This window comes from Fischerella sp. JS2, assembly GCF_032393985.1.
Classification (GTDB): Bacteria; Cyanobacteriota; Cyanobacteriia; order Cyanobacteriales; family Nostocaceae; genus Fischerella.
This window is the reverse complement of sequence record NZ_CP135918.1, coordinates 43,273-59,711: the sequence shown is the minus strand read 5'-3', so window position 1 is coordinate 59,711 and position 16,439 is coordinate 43,273. Positions and strand designations below refer to the sequence as shown.

The window sequence follows — 16,439 nt, the reverse complement described above, 5'->3', positions numbered from 1 at the left end:
CTCCCCATTAATACTTTATTTATAAATAGCCTTTAACTGAATTGAATGAGAACAGCTTTAGATAAAGACTCAAAATAATCTTACTCTTCCTCTCCTTTGGAAACAGTGAGGAAGAGAGACATTGATAATATCTAAAGCTGTTTTTATGTTTAGTTAATATTTGTTTATACCCAACCATCAACAATGAATTTATCGTTGATGCTAAACAAACTACCACCAAACTCTATTACCTTCTTCGTCTACTCTTGCTTGCCGAATCACATCAGAAATTTCTTCTGCATCCTTAACATGGTGAAGTGCCTTTTTTTCACCATCTGGTTCTTCGACTACAAAGTAGGTAGGTACTGTAATGTGGTCTCCTGTGATGTCAGGAGAATCTACAGCCACCTGTTGACTTTTTTCTTCGATTGTTTGAGGTTCATCGGCAATGCGATCGCCTGGATTTGCTGTTAAATTTCTTTCCTTGACGTTTGGCTCTTCCTGGGAATGCCAATCTTCACTTACTGGTTGATTGATTTGATTTTCTTGTTGGTCTTTCATAGTAAAATTTTTTGTGTTTTTTATTGATTTCGTTACTATGACCACTCTAGTCAATCAAAATCTTGATTTGCTCCTTCGCCAGGAGTAATCTCAGTTTATGTACATTGATATAAATATTGGAGTCTGTAGTTAATAGATAATGACTTGTTGCTCTTTATTGCTGGATTTTTTTCAACAAGTATAAACTACTCACTACTACACAGACTAATTTAGCTTATGATAGTTAGAGACTGGGATCATGAAATATTTAGCAAAACCAGTCCCTACTAACCAGTAATTACTAATCTAGTTTTGAATACACATCAATAATAAAGAATATCTATCATCCTTCTTAGGATAGAAGATTTTGTCATAAAATCTAATTCATTAAGAGATAAATTTAGTTAAAATTTTGTATATTTTTCCAATTGGATAAAAAATGCCAGATTTTGAGCAGTCTCTACAACCATTGGCTGATGGCAAGCTGTCTTGGCAGCAGCAAGTTTCGCAACAATTCACGCCTGCGATGACCACAGATCAAGAACAAGCAATGGTGCTTCAGCTTGCGGATGGTCGCATCCAGGCTTGTAATCCGGAGTCGGAGCGGATTTTGGGACTAACGGCAGAGCAGTTCATTGGGCGTAATTGGCTGGATGCACCTTGGCAAGCCATTAGTGTAGATGGTTCTCCTTTTTCTAAGGAAAATCATCCATTTATGGTTGCCCTAACCACAGGTAAAGCCTGTTTGGATATTGTGATGGGATTGTATCAGCCGCATGGTAAGCTTGTCTGGCTACTTGTGAACTCACAACCTTTGTTCTTACCAGGAGCAACTAAACCTTATAGTATTGTCACAACTTTTAGTGAGATTACAGTCATATCAAATCTAGAATCGGTTTTTGATGTGAATGAAGTTGCTTTAGCAACAGCCTTAAGAGACAGTCCAAATTTAATTCAAAGAATTGTTAGTAGTAGCTCAGGTGCGCTGTATCTTTATGATTTAGTTGAGCAGCGTGTCATCTATATTAATCATCAAGTTACTCAAATTCTTGGTTACACCCAACAAGAAATTCAATCAACAGGGCTGCAATCACTTTTGCAACGAATGTACCCTGAAGATATTGCTCGACTTCCTGCTCATTATCATCGCCTCAACTCTGTTCCTGATGGTGAAGTAGTTAGCTTTGAATTTCAATATCGACATGCAAACGGTGAATGGCGTTGGTTACGTTGTCATGATACGGTATTACGGAGAACAGCCGCAGGTTTATCGCAGCGCATATTGGGTTTCTGTGAAGATTTTACAGAGCGACGGCGTACAGAGACTGCCTTACGGCAAAGTAATGAACGGTTTGAACTCGCTGCTGCTGCTGCGAATTGCCTAATTTACGATTGGGATAGAAAAAGTGATTCTGTAAACAGAACTCAAGGTTTAACTGAGCTTTTAGGTTACACGTTAGACGAAGTTGAACCAACCTCAGCATGGTGGCGATCGCATATTCATCCTGATGATCTCCAACAAGTGGAACAGGAGCTTACAGAAAGTCTAGCCCAAGGAGACCGTTTTTGCACTCAGTATCGAGTCCGTCATCAGGATGGTCATTATCTGTGGGTAGAAGATCGAGGATTAGGAGTACGAGACCATAATCATCAGATTATTAGAGTAGTTGGCATCACTACTGATATCAGCGATCGCAAACAAACAGAAGCAGACTTACGTGAAGGTGAAGAACGCATTCGCCTAGCCACCGCAGCAGCAGAGTTAGGAATGTGGTTTTGGGATCTCACCACCGACGAAGTAATTTGGACTGCCAAATGTAAGCAACTGTTTGGACTACCTGCCAATACAGAAATGAGCTATGAAGTGTTTTTGAATTGTCTGCATCCAGATGATCGCCAACCTACCCATGAAGCAATTAGACAAACTCTTCAAGGTAAGGTTGATTATGATGTCGAGTTCCGTGTAATTTGGCCTAACAATAGTATACATTGGATTGCAGCCAAAGGTCGCTGCTTGTACGATTACACAGGTAAAGCAGTGCAGATGATGGGTACTACCCAAGATATTACCGAGCGCAAACACACAGAAGAAGCCTTGCGTCAAAGCGAAGAACGCTACAGAATGCTGAGTGAAGGCATTCCCGAAATGGTTTGGACAACTAATGCTCAAGGTTTGAATGATTATACAAATCAGCGCTGGTGTGAATATTCAGGGTTAACTCTAGAAGAAACTGTGGGAACTGGTTGGCAGCAAGTACTACATCCAGATGACTTAGAATCTACTAACCAACGCTGGCAGGAATCTTTGCAAACAGGAATTCCCTTTGAGAACGAACAGCGCTTCAAAAGAGCTAGTGACGGTACCTATCGTTGGCATTTAGTTAGAGCTTATCCCCTCACAGACAATCAAGGAAACATTATTAAATGGTTTGGCACTTGTACCGATATTCACGACCAAAAACAAATAGAACAACAACGCGCTTACCTGTTAGAGTTGGAACAAGCAGCCCGTGCAGAAGCAGAAGCTGCTAACCGTGTCAAAGATCAGTTTCTAGCCATTCTTTCTCACGAATTGCGATCGCCCCTCAACCCTATTCTTGGTTGGACAAAATTACTCAGAAATCGCAAGTTAGATCCAACAGCCACAGATCGTGCCTTAGATACGATTGAACGCAATGCCAAGTTACAAATTCAACTAATTGATGACTTACTAGATGTTTCTCGCATTCTCCGAGGGAAACTCAGCCTCAATTTAGCCATAGTCAATTTGACAACAGTAATTGATGCGGCATTAGAAACTGTGCAACTAGCTGCACAAACCAAAAAAATTCAACTTGAGTATATACCTCCAGAAGGAGAGGAGACGGGGACACAGGGGACAAGGGAGATAAGGGAGACAAAGGGGAATGTAGGTAAAAATTTCTCCGCCTCTTCCATACTCGTTCAAGGTGACTCAAATCGCTTGCAGCAAGTCGTTGGCAATTTACTTTCCAATGCGATTAAATTTACACCTAGTGGCGGTAGGGTAGAAGTGCGCCTAGAAGTAGTCAAAGATGGGGAACTCGGGGCCCCCACGACCGACAGGGAGTGGGGATTAGGGGCAATGGGGAGATTGGGAACTCGGGGCCCCCATGAGCGATTGCCGAAAGGGTCCCCTGGCATAAAGAAAGAGGCGTTGGGGATTAGGGGCAATGGGGAGAAAGTAGAATCAAACTCTCCCCACCACCCCACCACCCCACCACCCCATCACAAAAACCGCTACGCCCAAATCACAGTCACAGACACAGGTATGGGTATTTCTTCAGAATTTCTACCCCACGTATTTGAATACTTTCGCCAAGCAGATAGCAGTACCACCAGAAAATTTGGTGGATTAGGATTAGGACTAGCAATAGTCCGCCATTTAGTGGAATTGCATGGCGGTGTCGTCACTGCTGATAGCCCAGGAGAAGGACAAGGAGCCACATTTACTGTAAGATTGCCCCTCATAGAACAACAAGGGGAAGGTGGGGAGAAAGACACAGAACAACAATCAGATAAATTTACCTCCTCCTACCTGGCGGGACTACGGATACTAGTAGTTGATGATGATCTAGATACACGCAATTTTCTTGACTATTGTTTAAAAGAGTATGGAGCAACAGTAACTGTTGTCAGTTCAGCAAACCAAGCTCTCACAGCCTTAGCACAATCGCAGCATGACTTATTAATTAGTGATATCGGGATGCCTGAGGTAGACGGCTACACTTTGATAGAGCAAATTAGAACTGTGGCTTCTGAACAGGGCGGAAATATCCCAGCGATCGCTTTAACTGCCTATGCTGGAGATAGCGATCGCTCCCGACTATTAGCAGCAGGTTTCCAAACCCACATTGCCAAACCAGTCGATACAGATCAATTATTGTTAGCGATCGCAGATTTATGTGGCAAAAGAAATAATTAAGTAACACTCATGAACTGCATAAACCAAAATGAACGAAAAACCTCACCCCTAGCTCCTCTCCTTGCAAAGGAGAGGGGTAGTCTTTCTGGATAGGATGAGGTTACTTTCAAGTCAGCTATTCATGAGAAAATATCACAACAAAGGATGAAAATTGTTTCTGCCTTCTGCTCCCTGCGTTTATTCTTGACTTTTATGCTTAACTGTGCTAGCTTTACGCTGATCAGATAAATAAAATATCAAAGTCATAAGCGTGAACATATCTCATTTACAAAAAAAACCGCGTGTCTTATCTTGGCAAGCGGTTTTCTCGCTATTAATGTTTGTGTTCATGTACCTACCAATCTTAGTATTGGCTTTTTATAGCTTCAATAAATCACCTTACAGTGCCACCTGGCAAGGCTTCACCCTAGATTGGTATCGCCAACTATTTAATGATCAGCGAATTATATTGGCTTTAAAAAATAGTTTAATAGTTGCCTTCAGTGCTGTAGGTATATCAGCAGTACTGGGAACTTTAATGGCGGTGGGGTTAGCACGCTATCAATTTCCAGGGAAAGCCTTGTATCGCGGTATTTCTTACCTACCATTGATTATTCCCGATATTGCGATCGCAGTTGCGACTTTGGTGTTTCTCGCAGCAGTTGCGATTCCCCTACTTGGCATTTCTTTGAGTATATGGACTATTGTCGCAGCTCACGTAGTATTTTGTCTGGCTTACATTAGTCTAGTTGTTTCAGCGAGATTGACTAACTTAGATCCCCATTTAGAAGAAGCCGCCTTAGATTTAGGAGCAACACCAGCGCAGGCTTTTATCAAAGTGTTATTACCTCAATTAATGCCTGGTATTATCGCAGGTTGTTTGTTAGCATTTGTCTTGAGTTTGGATGACTTTCTCATCGCCACATTTACTGCTGGTAGTGGTTCCAACACTCTACCAATGGAAATTTTCAGTCGTATTAGAACAGGAGTAAAACCCGATATTAACGCTCTCAGCGTCATTCTAATTGTAATCTCTGCAACAGTCGCTTTAATCGCCGAATTAATCCGTGCTTCTTCACAAAGAAAGAGCCAATAGTCAATGGTCAATTGTCATTAGTCACTATTTATTCTCCTCACACTCCTCACCTCCCCATCCCCCACTCCCCACCTCCCCAACACTGGCGCTTGACAAGAGCGATCGCTTCCGCTATTATCCTCTTCAGAATGGAAAACTGTGCGCTCATATTTATTTATATTTAAAAAGTTCTAAAGTACAGGTAAACAAATAAATAAAGGATTTCTTCATCTGTATCATCTTCTGTACGAGCAATATTACAGATGAACTAATACTCATGCTTATTTGTCCACATATCTGTTTTCGATATAGATAGTATTGGGCCTGCTCTCGAAAAGATGTAATCCCTGGCTCGGCTATGCAAATCTGCCAAAATCCCAATTGCTCAAATCCCTTCAATGCTGATGAAAATAGGTTTTGCATTAGTTGCGGACAAAGCAACTTTGGTGAATTATTACGTAACCGCTACCACGTATCGAGATTATTAGGCGAAGGCGGGTTTAGCAGAACTTATGCAGCAGAAGACATTGATAGACTCAATGCTCCCTGCGTTATCAAGCAATTTTTTCCACAAGTTCATGGTACATCTGAACGCACTAAAGCAGCAGAATTATTCAAAGAAGAAGCTTTCCGACTATATGAACTAGGAGAAAATCATCTACAAATTCCAAGATTATTGGCTTACTTTGAACAAGGTACAAGCTTGTATTTAGTACAAGAATTTATTCAAGGACAGACTCTTTTTACAGAAGTTATTCAACAATCTTTTACCGAAGAAAAAATCCGAGAACTTTTAGCTGACTTATTACCAGTTTTAGAATTTATCCATTCACGTAACGTCATTCATCGTGATATCAAGCCAGAAAATATTATTCGCCGTCAAAGCGATGGCAAACTAGTATTAATTGATTTTGGTGGCGCTAAACAAGTTACACAAACAAGCTTAGCTAGACAAGCTACAGTTCTTTATACACTGGGTTATGCACCTAGTGAACAAATGGCAGGCTTTGCTTGTCATGCCAGTGATTTGTATGCTTTAGGAGTGACTTGTGCGCGCCTAATCACTGGATGTTTACCTATACGAGATGCTTATGGTCAAATTCATGACCGCCTCTTTGATCCTATGAGTTGTAAATGGTTATGGCGGCAAATTCTCGAAGAAAAAGGGATTACTGTCAGCGAAGATTTAGGAAATATTTTAGATAAATTACTGAAACATTTAGCCTCAGAAAGATATCAATCAGCAGCAGAAGTTCTCAAAGATTTAAATCCCCAAAAATCATCTTTCTCATTACCTGTTGTATCTACAACATCACCAACTTTCACGCCACACCAAACCCAATTATTGACAACAATACCACAATCAGTAACACCAGGATTTCCTACTTTAGAAGTTTTTGAATTTGATACAGTAACGGTAGACTCTACAGGCAGGGAAATTAAGCGTGATTATCGCACCGCCAACTACTATACAGAAGATTTGGGTAATGGGGTAACAATGGAAATGGTAGCTATCCCAGGCGGTTATTTCTTAATGGGTGCAACTGAAGAAGAAGGAGATGCTGATGAACGTCCGCAACATCAAGTTACCGTCGAACCCTTTTTTATAGGGAAATATCCTGTCACACAAGCACAGTGGAAAGCAGTTGCAGCTTTACCTAAAGTCAAACAATCTTTAAATCCTTACCCATCAAAATTCAAGGGTGCTAATCGACCAGTAGAAAATGTATCATGGCACGAAGCAGTAGAATTTTGTGCGCGCTTGTGGAAAAAAACAAGGCGACATTATCGCTTACCCAGCGAAGCCGAATGGGAATATGCTTGTCGTGCAGGTACAACAACACCTTTCCATTTTGGTGAAACAATTACCTCTGAGTTAGCTAATTGCAGTAGCGGCGAATCTTCAGAAATCAAAAGTAAATATCGCAAAGAAACAACACCAGTGGGTAGTTTTGGTGTGGCAAATGCCTTTGGCCTATACGATATGCATGGGCTAGTCTGGGAATGGTGTGCTGATCCTTGGCATAAAAATTATGATGGCGCTCCTACAGATGGAACAGTATGGGAAGTCGGTGGAGATATGCACCGTCGAGTGTTGCGGGGTGGTTCTTGGAGTTTTAGTCCAGAACTTTGCCGTAGCGCCAGTCGCAGCTGGAACGAAGCAGATGGGGGATTACGGATATGTGGTTTTCGGGTTGTAGCAACTTCTTTTGGATAGATTCCTTAAAAGCGCACCACTAGCAGTAATCACCATCTGCTAACTGATAACTGTTAACTGTTAACTGATTTCATCAGCCTCCTCTACGTAATTCAAAAAATCACCTGGTTGGGCGTTTAATTTTTTACAAATAACTTCAACGCTTCCTCTATCTGGATAAATACTTCTATCCCTCCAAAGCCTAAATGCAGTTGCTCTTGGCAGTCCAGTGATTTGCCAAAACTTGTTGGCGCTAGGAATGCCTTTTTCTTTGCCAAATTCTTGAATTCTGTTGATTAGTCCCATTTCAAAAGACTACTCCAAATACAATATTTTTTTAATAGAAGCTAATGATACGTGTTATTAAATGGGATTAAATAGTAATAGAGAAGGGCGATCGCACGACCAAGTACCCTCGCCCCCCTCTGTTCCTAAACATACACTCAGGACATTTCCATCAACATACATTTAGGACACTTCCATAATGCCACAACTTATTCTCTGTCAAACATTTACCAAAGGATTAATAAATCTAGCTTACATTCGTCAAGTTGATTTTCGCAATTTATCTAGTCAAAATCGCTCTCAGTATACCTGCTTTATCACTTGGAGTAACGGCGAAAAAGAAATCTTTATTGACAAACATGCTCAAGCGATCGCCCAAACACTAAGAAAAGTCACAAAACGAATTTAAATCTTTATCCAGGGTGGGCATTGCCCACCCTACATAATATTAGAGAAATATTTGTTACAAATGACCAATGACCAATGACAATTGACCCATGATCAATTGGAAAAACCTACTCGACCTCTTTCTCCAATCTAATTGTCCTTTGTGCCAACGTTCCACCTCCCAAGAACTATGTCCTAACTGTATTCGTCAACTGGAAAAATGTCATAATCCCAACACCCACTCTCTGCCGATATTTGCTTGGGGTACATATAGCGGTATCCTCAAACGAGCGATCGCTACAATGAAATACGAGAATCACCCGGAAATAGCTCGTGTGTTGGGTCAATTATTAGCACAAGCATGGCTATCACATCACGAGTGCGATCATACTTTAGTAGTTGTCCCAATCCCACTTCACGCCCACAAGCTCAAGCAACGCGGCTATAATCAAGCTGCACTTATAGCTCAAAGCTTTTGCGAAGTAACCGGATTACAATTAAAAAAACATGGCTTAGAAAGAATTAAACTAACTCAAGCACAGTTTGACTTATCTGCATCAGAACGAGAAGACAATTTAAATGAAGCCTTTGGATTAGGGAAAGACCTTTGTCTGCGTCCAAAAACTCCAGTGCTACTAATAGATGATATTTACACTACAGGTGCAACTGCCAGGTCTGCTATGCAAACACTTCATGAAAGTGGGATAGCTGTTTATGGTTTATTAGCAGTTGCAATCACTGTGAAATCAGTAAACAACAAACATTTATCACCCTGATAACTGATAACTGATAACTGATAATTGAATCATACGTGGGCAAGCTGTGCCAGAGACAACTATAATTGAGCCAATCACGCTTAGTTTGTGGGAAAACTTTTAGGGATGAGAAGTCAGGCTTTTGTAGTAAGTTTAAAACAGATCGCTTTCATTCCTGCCTCTTTGCTGGTAATTGGTGTAAGTTCAACAGCAGCTTTTGCTCAACTTAATAAGTTGTATAACCCAATTCCTCTACCTGGCAGTTATGAAGTTTCCGATACGCTGTCAGAAAAAGATATTCCCACAGGTCAAGGTGGATTTGCCCGTGATTATATGGTGACTCTGAAAAAGGGTGATAATCTAGCGGTTGATCTTAGTTCTGAAAGCTTTGACAGTATTGTCACTTTACTGGCTCCAGACGGCACGACAGTAGCAGAAAATGATGACGGGCCTGATGGTAGCAGTAATTCCTTGTTATTTACTCGCATTACAGAACCTGGAACGTACATTGTTCGCGTCCGGTCTTTTGGCGAAACTGGAGTAGGGGCTTTTAAACTCAAAGTAACGCGATTGCAACCAGTCAAATAATTTAGGATTTCGATTTCAGCCTCTAACTAGTAATCTACGTCATTAGTTCTTAGGGATTGCGAGGGGCCAGATCCCTGACTTTTTAAAAAAAGTCGGGGATCTCGTGGGTCATCATAATTCATGCAATAGACCACTAGCGTCACTCGCGCCAGCAAAATATATAACAAAAATTTACTTGATTTGTGTCTACCGTTATTTTGGTTGCTACAAATGACTTTTACTTATCATCGCACTGTTCGCTTTCAAGATACTGATGCTGCTGGAGTAGTTTATTTTGCCAACGTTTTAAGTATTTGTCACGAAGCTTATGAAGAATCTTTAGAAGCATCTGGTATTAATCTTAAGGAGTTTTTTAGTAATCCACCAGTAGCTTTTCCGATTGTTCATGCTAATGTTGACTTTTTTCGTCCAATGTTTTGTGGTGATAAATTAATCGTTAGTTTAATGCCACAAAAACTGAGTGTTGAAAAATTTGAAATCAATTACGAAATTGCAGTAGCAGATGTAATGGTAGCGAAGGCGTTTACTAGGCATGTTTGCATTGATGTCAGCAGCAGACAAAAAACAGATTTACCTCAGCAGATGATTGAATGGTTGGAAGTAAATGCGCCAGACGCACAGAAGGCAGAGAGAAGAAAATCCAGAGAAGCGATTTGAAAAATTAAAATCCTCACGTAGAAAAACTCTGCGTCCCTCTGCGTTTAAAAATCCTATCTAAAGCTATTTCCTGTAACTGCTGGCGGTTGATTTTACCCTGAGAGTTGCGAGGTAAATTTTCCACAGAAATCCAGTGTTTAGGAAGTTTATATTTGCTAAGTTTATCTTTGAGGAAATTTTGAATTTCTGTTACAGAGTAATTTAAATTTTTAGGAACATAAATAGCTGTTACAGCTTGTCCCCAATATTGATCTGGAATACCCACGACGCAAACATCACTTACCATTGCAGTTGCTTTGATTGCTGATTCTATTTCTGTGGGGTAGACATTTTCTCCACCTGTAATGATTTTGTCGCTGTTACGTCCTACTATATTTAAATAACCTTTGTTATCTATAAAACCGATATCATCTGTAGTAAAACTATTGGCTAGAGGCTGGTGGTTAGCAGTTAGGGGATAATAACCAAGGGCTAAAGATTCTGCTTTAATAGTGATATTTCCTGTTTGGTTAGTATTTAAAATATCACCTTTGTCATTGCAAATTATAACTTTAGCATGAGGAAGAATTTGGCCACTATTAACTTTACCATTGAGAAAATCATCTGGTTTGAGTGTGGCAATTTGAGAAGCAGTTTCTGTCATACCATAGGTAAGAGCTAAGCGGATTTGATAATATCTCGCTTTTTCTAAAATTTCATCCCAAGCTGGCGCACCCCCTAAAAGGACAGTTTGAAATTGAGACAGCCATGTTGTTAAATCTGAGTTTTGCAGCAAGCTTTGTAGCTGAGTTGGTACTAAAGATATAAAAAATTCTGCTGCTTCAAATTGATTGAATTGATACTCTGCTAATTCTTTAAAAGGCGAAATTACCAATTTACCACCAGTGGTAAAACAACGCATAAATTGCATTAAACCACTGACATGATATAAAGGTAATACACAAAAGGAATTGACTTTTGGTAGCTGAAAATATTCTGTAAATCCGCGTACAGAAGCTGTTAGAGTTTCCCAGGTATGAACTGCAAATTTAATCTTACCTGATGAACCTCCGGTGGGAACCATGATAGTTGGGTAATTGGTAATTGGTAATTGGTAATTGCTTTTATTATTATCTGTTACCACTTCCCTATTACTTATTCCCCAAATAATATCTGACTGGACTAAATCAAATACTTGTTGCCATTCCTGTTTTACCCAATTAGGATTACAAAGAAAAACAGGACACCTAGCAGTAACAGCAGCGATCAAACCGGCTAAAAATCGTACGGGTTCGCGTTCAGCTAAAATGATTTTTGGCTGTGTTTGGCATTGGGAAAATTGCGTTAATTCTATATAACATTGTTCAGTTAACTGTGCAAGTTCATCACAGCGATCGCACACCAAAGTAAAATTTCCTAAAAACTCCATTTGTGGTTGGTTGTTGATGGTTGGTTGTTGATGGCTGGTTGTTAGTAGTTAGTGGTTAGTAGTTGGTTATTCGTTAATACTCCTCACACTCCCCCTACTCCTTACACTCCCCCCACCTCCCCACCTCCCCAATCCCCTCTTCCTCAACAAAATAATGATCAATACCAAAACCCATCGCCCGGTTGTGTCTGGATAATTCTACTGCTATTTGCAGGGCTGCTTTTCTGCCAATTGCAGTTTCAAATACAGAAGAAAATACCATATCAATTTCATGCTGCTGGCAAAATTGACGTAGGCGAAATGGAGAACCGACAATTCCTGGCTTAATGACGAAAATCCCTCGCCAACCTTGTTGAAAGCAGTACTTTAGCTGTAGGAGTGTAGCAACAGACTCATCTAAAGCGATCGCTGTTTGATAGCGTTGACTCAACTCCAGCATTAGCGGAAATTGATCTACAGATAAGGGTTGTTCGAGAAATTCAATATTGACTTTGCGGCGATCACAACTCTCCAACCACAACTTTGCTTCCTCTTGGTTCAATCCACCATTAGCATCTAATCGCAGTTTCACAGAGGCTGGTAAATTTTGCGTGAGTAAATCTAAAATTTTGAGTTCAACAGGCGTAGGATAAACCCCGATTTTCCACTTAAAAGTAGAGTACCCTTGCTGCCACAAATTTTCCCACGCTTGTAGTGCTGCTTCTCCTGCGGGTAGTAAGGCGCTGTAGGTGAGGGGAGTGGGGGGATGGGGGGATGGGGTGTAGACGCGCCTTCTTCGGCTTCCCGTAGGGTAGGGGTGATGGGGAGAAAGAAGAATTCTTTTATCTCCCACTATCCTACTTTTCCACTCTTTCATTTCCCAAAGTGCTGATTCAAATCCAAATTGACAAGCTGGTAGTTGATCGGGGATGGAAAAAATTGTTTCCTGTGTAATTTCTTTTGGTAGGTGACAACAAAAATCCCAAGCCTGTGCTAAGGATTCGGAACCAAACCAGCTAATCGGCGCTATTTCTCCCCAACCTACTTTGTTGGTTTCATTTATGAGGCGAAGAATAATACCTTCACGGATCTCCCAGATACCGTGACTGGTAGCAACTGGGCGTACAAATTTTCGTTGGTAAGGACGAAAGTCAAATTGATAATTTGTCATTTGTCATTTGTCATGGTCATTTGTCATTGCAAATGACCGTGATTTAAACCCCCAGATTCATCTGTGGTATCAATCCAAAATCCAAAATCCTGTTAGAGGATGACTAAGGACAATCACCACGAGTCCGTTTCAAACTCAAATCGCGTTGTCAAAGCACAAATCCCACACCAAACAGCAAGCAACACCAAAAATGCACGGCGACGGCGATAAATTTACAGTTACTAACTTGTTCTGGGTTGTGATGATTTTGTTGAACGTGGCGACATAACTTGATCGCGAAGGGTAAACTCACCCAACTCAGTAATGTCCATGCGGGAAAAACTGCTGCAAGTACAAATACCAAGGTGAAGATGTAAATGCTAGCAGTAAACCAGCTAAGGAGTTGTGCGCCTCTTTGAGTTCCCAGACGAACAATAGGCGATCGCTTCCCTGCGGCTAAATCGTCTTTCACCTGGTGAAAGTGCGAACAGTACAAAATTAAAGTTGTGGCGATACCAACAATTGCTGAAGCTGCTAAATTCTGTATTGACCAACTTTGAGTTTGGCTGTAGTATACTGCCGCCATGCCGATTGGCCCAAAGGCAAAAAAGCATAGGATTTCCCCCAAACCCTGGTATCCTAAACGAAAGGGAGGCCCTTGGTAAACGTAGCCCAAAGCACAACAGACCAGAATTAACCCAATTACAGTCCAGTCATGTTGCCACCAAGCGATCGCTAGTATTCCCAGCAAGCCTAAACATAAAAATATATTTCCTAACCAAAATATTAATAGTTTGTTACCTGTTAAGTTCACTAAAGAATGATGTTTATTTTGATCAATTCCTGTCTCAGAATCAAAGACATCATTGCTGAGGTTTTCCCATGCCAAAATTAAAATTGCCGCAGCTAAGAAAACAGAAAAAACAGTCCAATTCCAAATTTTAGTTTCCGCAAATGCAACAGCCGTTCCTACCCAGATAGGCATAATTGCAACACTGTACATCGGCGGTTTTATTGCTGCCATCCATAATTTATTTTTGGCATTATTTTTGGGATATGAAATCAGATTTGTAGTCATCAGTCGCAGTTAATTATATTGTTAGCACTTTCTTCTGTCCAATATTTCTGGTTTTATCCAGGCTATCTACAGGTAACACCTCAAGAAAGATTTTTCTACGTTTGCGATTAATTCTTGCTAATGGCCACAATCTGCACCACAAAGCTAGACTATGCCACACATGGTATTGCAAAACCATAATTTGGCAGAGCCAACACGCTGGTGAAACAGCGACTGTTTGTGTTACCTGTAGAAATACGACCATGATTTATCACTGTTTAGGAAGATTACTTCAAAAAAATTTACTATTTTTAGATCCATGACAGTTTCACCATGTGCCGCTGACTTTTGTGTATATAATAGGGAACTATACCAATTTCTTGTTGCTGCTCAGCGGAAGAGTATCAAAAATAATTCCACTCAAATTGCCAGTATTTCGCTAGAAATTAACTTGGTTGACCCCTTAGTAGTACTTAATAAACTGGCACAACCACATCAATTAAATTTTTATTGGGAAAACCAGGGCAAAAAAGAAGCGATCGCTGCAATTGGTGCTGTAGCAAAATTACAAATAGAAGGAAAGGAAAGGTTTAGCAAATCTGAAGGATTTATCAAGTATTGTTTAAAAAATATAATTAATTTTGGCAACACAGAAAGAAGTTTTTCCAAACCACTATTTTTCTGTGGTTTTAGTTTTTTTGATATAAATAACCAAGAAAATTATCCATTTCCAGCAGCTACAGTTTTTCTTCCTCGTTGGCAAATATCTGTGAAAGAAGAATGCTGTATATTAGTTGCTAATTTTATCATCCATGCTGACGTTAATATTGAAAAAATCTTACAGAGTCTCTGGAGAAAAATTGAAATTATTCACTCTTGGGAATTTTATTCTCTTCACCAAGATTTTCAAGAGCCAAAGTTTAGTAAAAAATCCGTTGCTAATCCAGAAAAATTTAAACGTTCGGTATTGTCAGCATTAGAAACGATTCGCTCTACCCATATCAGTAAAATTGTGCTAGCAGATGCACTAGACGTTAGATCCAATACCCCATTTAATTTGTTTAATTCCTTGCATAACTTGCGACAGCTACATCCGAATTGTTATATTTTCTCAACAAGTAACGGCAAAGGACAAAACTTTATTGGTGCAAGTCCAGAACGTTTAATCTGTATTCACAACCAACAACTCATCACCGATGCTTTAGCGGGTAGCGCAGCACGGGGTAAAACACCTGCGGAAGATGCTACCAATGCTGATCGCCTACTCAACAGTGAAAAAGAAAGACACGAACATTCCCTAGTAATTGATTTTATTACTCAACGCCTCTCACAACTCGGTTTATTACCGCAAATATTACCGCCCCGGTTGCGACAATTATCTAATATTCAGCATTTATGGACACCAATTAGTGCCATAGTTCCTAATGAAGTGCATCCTTTAAAGATAGTTTCCCAACTGCATCCTACACCAGCAGTTGCAGGTACTGCACCAGATGCAGCTTGTGTAGAAATTCGTCGTTACGAAAGTTTTGAAAGGGGTTTATATGCTGCACCCTTGGGATGGATAGACGCAGATGGTAACTGTGAGTTTATTGTTGGGATTCGTTCCGCACTCATAAATGGCGATCGCGCTAGGCTTTACGCTGGTGCTGGTATCGTTGCAGGTTCTGACCCTGAAAAAGAACTCACAGAAATTCAACTCAAGCTGCAAGCTTTACTAAAAGCATTAGTTTAATAGGACTCACACACCAAGTTTATCCCTTAAGAATGGGTATAAAAGGGTAGGGGTGTAAGGGAAAGAACTTGGTTGGAACTCAAAATATAAGTAAGTCAATAGGTGTTTACTTTTCCCTACACTCTTACACCCCTAATACCAAATTGGGATAGGTAGTATTGTTTGAAATTACCAAGCAAGGCAGAAGTACGAAGGCAGAGGGCAGAAGGAAAGAAGTATTAATAAAAACTTCAGTTGTGGGTAGGCTGCCCACTTAAAAGAAAGAATTATACTGAGACTGCTTGCAGCGAGGTATAAAGCGTCCTTGTTTCAATCCCACGTTTTTAAGCGTGGGTGCCTTCTGCCTTCTGCCTCCTGCCCTCTGCCTTCTGAAAGAAACAGCTTTGCAATAAAGACTTTCAATCTAAAATCCGTCTTGAAAAGTTTTGAGCCTCGCTATCGCTTTCGGAACTTACGCTAACGGAGGAAACCTCCGCACCCTAGCCTTAAGCTACTCCGTGTCTACAAACTTTTCGCAAAATCCAAAATCCAAAATTGGTATAAGCCCCTATACCCCTACTTTGAAAATTTGAAGCGATCGCACCGTACTTATTTTTTATCCTGTGTTTTTTAGGTGTGAGTATACAACACAAATTTGCAATCTAACATATCTATATATTAGTAAAATATATCATAAGTATTTATCTTCTTCTCCACAACTAAAATTGCCAAACTGGCAACTAAGA

13 protein-coding genes are annotated in these 16,439 nt (G+C 40.3%); 8 read left to right on the top strand and 5 right to left on the bottom strand.

Annotation, left to right across the window (positions count from 1 at the left end; all coding sequences use genetic code 11):
• Positions 1–210: 210 nt before the first annotated feature.
• Positions 211–540 (bottom strand): hypothetical protein, encoded by a 330-nt coding sequence (locus RS893_RS00240; RefSeq protein WP_315789259.1) that lies wholly within the window; start codon positions 538–540, stop codon positions 211–213.
• A gap of 418 nt (positions 541–958) precedes the next feature.
• On the opposite strand from RS893_RS00240, the gene RS893_RS00235 reads away from it, so the two are divergent.
• The 3 genes from RS893_RS00235 to RS893_RS00225 all read left to right on the top strand — a co-directional run bounded on the left by RS893_RS00235 (position 959) and on the right by RS893_RS00225 (position 7,734).
• Positions 959–4,462 (top strand): PAS domain-containing protein, encoded by a 3,504-nt coding sequence (locus RS893_RS00235; RefSeq protein ID WP_315789258.1) that lies wholly within the window; start codon positions 959–961, stop codon positions 4,460–4,462.
• 328 nt (positions 4,463–4,790) lie between these two features.
• Positions 4,791–5,537 (top strand): ABC transporter permease, encoded by a 747-nt coding sequence (locus tag RS893_RS00230; RefSeq protein WP_315789257.1) that lies wholly within the window; start codon positions 4,791–4,793, stop codon positions 5,535–5,537.
• Between the two features lie 337 nt (positions 5,538–5,874).
• Positions 5,875–7,734 carry a bifunctional serine/threonine-protein kinase/formylglycine-generating enzyme family protein gene (locus RS893_RS00225; protein WP_315789256.1) on the top strand — a complete coding sequence of 620 codons (1,860 nt, stop codon included), beginning with the start codon at positions 5,875–5,877 and terminating at the stop codon, positions 7,732–7,734.
• A 60-nt stretch (positions 7,735–7,794) separates the two neighbouring features.
• Here RS893_RS00225 and RS893_RS00220 read toward each other — a convergent pair whose 3' ends face one another.
• The gene (locus tag RS893_RS00220) at positions 7,795–8,019 is read right to left on the bottom strand and encodes a helix-turn-helix transcriptional regulator (protein ID WP_315789255.1); all 225 of its coding nucleotides are present in this window, start codon (positions 8,017–8,019) and stop codon (positions 7,795–7,797) included.
• A gap of 178 nt (positions 8,020–8,197) precedes the next feature.
• Between RS893_RS00220 and RS893_RS00215 the strand changes: the two genes are divergently transcribed.
• From RS893_RS00215 to RS893_RS00200, 4 genes are all read left to right on the top strand, one after another.
• Positions 8,198–8,407, top strand: a complete 210-nt coding sequence (locus RS893_RS00215; RefSeq protein WP_315788854.1) for a hypothetical protein — start codon at positions 8,198–8,200, stop codon at positions 8,405–8,407.
• Between the two features lie 88 nt (positions 8,408–8,495).
• The gene (locus tag RS893_RS00210; protein WP_315789254.1) at positions 8,496–9,161 is read left to right on the top strand and encodes a ComF family protein; all 666 of its coding nucleotides are present in this window, start codon (positions 8,496–8,498) and stop codon (positions 9,159–9,161) included.
• 105 nt (positions 9,162–9,266) lie between these two features.
• Positions 9,267–9,728, top strand: a complete 462-nt coding sequence (locus tag RS893_RS00205; RefSeq protein ID WP_102152886.1) for a PPC domain-containing protein — start codon at positions 9,267–9,269, stop codon at positions 9,726–9,728.
• Positions 9,729–9,938: 210 nt separating this feature from the next.
• On the top strand, positions 9,939–10,385 hold the full coding sequence (locus RS893_RS00200) for a thioesterase family protein (RefSeq protein ID WP_315789253.1): 447 nt from the start codon (positions 9,939–9,941) through the stop codon (positions 10,383–10,385).
• A gap of 13 nt (positions 10,386–10,398) precedes the next feature.
• Here RS893_RS00200 and RS893_RS00195 read toward each other — a convergent pair whose 3' ends face one another.
• The 3 genes from RS893_RS00195 to menA all read right to left on the bottom strand — a co-directional run bounded on the left by RS893_RS00195 (position 10,399) and on the right by menA (position 14,000).
• Positions 10,399–11,793 carry a 2-succinylbenzoate--CoA ligase gene (locus RS893_RS00195; protein ID WP_315789252.1) on the bottom strand — a complete coding sequence of 465 codons (1,395 nt, stop codon included), beginning with the start codon at positions 11,791–11,793 and terminating at the stop codon, positions 10,399–10,401.
• A gap of 94 nt (positions 11,794–11,887) precedes the next feature.
• On the bottom strand, positions 11,888–12,943 hold the full coding sequence (locus RS893_RS00190) for an o-succinylbenzoate synthase (RefSeq protein WP_315789251.1): 1,056 nt from the start codon (positions 12,941–12,943) through the stop codon (positions 11,888–11,890).
• Between the two features lie 148 nt (positions 12,944–13,091).
• Positions 13,092–14,000, bottom strand: coding sequence for a 2-carboxy-1,4-naphthoquinone phytyltransferase (gene menA / locus RS893_RS00185; RefSeq protein ID WP_315789250.1), 909 nt, complete (start codon positions 13,998–14,000; stop codon positions 13,092–13,094).
• A gap of 298 nt (positions 14,001–14,298) precedes the next feature.
• Here menA and RS893_RS00180 point away from each other — a divergent pair, with 298 nt between their 5' ends.
• Positions 14,299–15,714 (top strand): isochorismate synthase, encoded by a 1,416-nt coding sequence (locus tag RS893_RS00180; protein WP_315789249.1) that lies wholly within the window; start codon positions 14,299–14,301, stop codon positions 15,712–15,714.
• Positions 15,715–16,439 lie beyond the last annotated feature (725 nt).

Bases quoted from the DNA above. Each gene is read 5' to 3' on its own strand.
- RS893_RS00240 (WP_315789259.1), bottom strand. From the start codon at position 540: ATGAAAGACCAACAAGAAAATCAAATCAATCAACCAGTAAGTGAAGAT.
- RS893_RS00235 (WP_315789258.1), top strand. From the start codon at position 959: ATGCCAGATTTTGAGCAGTCTCTACAACCATTGGCTGATGGCAAGCTG.
- RS893_RS00230 (WP_315789257.1), top strand. From the start codon at position 4,791: ATGTACCTACCAATCTTAGTATTGGCTTTTTATAGCTTCAATAAATCA.
- RS893_RS00225 (WP_315789256.1), top strand. From the start codon at position 5,875: ATGCAAATCTGCCAAAATCCCAATTGCTCAAATCCCTTCAATGCTGAT.
- RS893_RS00220 (WP_315789255.1), bottom strand. From the start codon at position 8,019: ATGGGACTAATCAACAGAATTCAAGAATTTGGCAAAGAAAAAGGCATT.
- RS893_RS00215 (WP_315788854.1), top strand. From the start codon at position 8,198: ATGCCACAACTTATTCTCTGTCAAACATTTACCAAAGGATTAATAAAT.
- RS893_RS00210 (WP_315789254.1), top strand. From the start codon at position 8,496: ATGATCAATTGGAAAAACCTACTCGACCTCTTTCTCCAATCTAATTGT.
- RS893_RS00205 (WP_102152886.1), top strand. From the start codon at position 9,267: ATGAGAAGTCAGGCTTTTGTAGTAAGTTTAAAACAGATCGCTTTCATT.
- RS893_RS00200 (WP_315789253.1), top strand. From the start codon at position 9,939: ATGACTTTTACTTATCATCGCACTGTTCGCTTTCAAGATACTGATGCT.
- RS893_RS00195 (WP_315789252.1), bottom strand. From the start codon at position 11,793: ATGGAGTTTTTAGGAAATTTTACTTTGGTGTGCGATCGCTGTGATGAA.
- RS893_RS00190 (WP_315789251.1), bottom strand. From the start codon at position 12,943: ATGACAAATTATCAATTTGACTTTCGTCCTTACCAACGAAAATTTGTA.
- menA (WP_315789250.1), bottom strand. From the start codon at position 14,000: ATGACTACAAATCTGATTTCATATCCCAAAAATAATGCCAAAAATAAA.
- RS893_RS00180 (WP_315789249.1), top strand. From the start codon at position 14,299: ATGACAGTTTCACCATGTGCCGCTGACTTTTGTGTATATAATAGGGAA.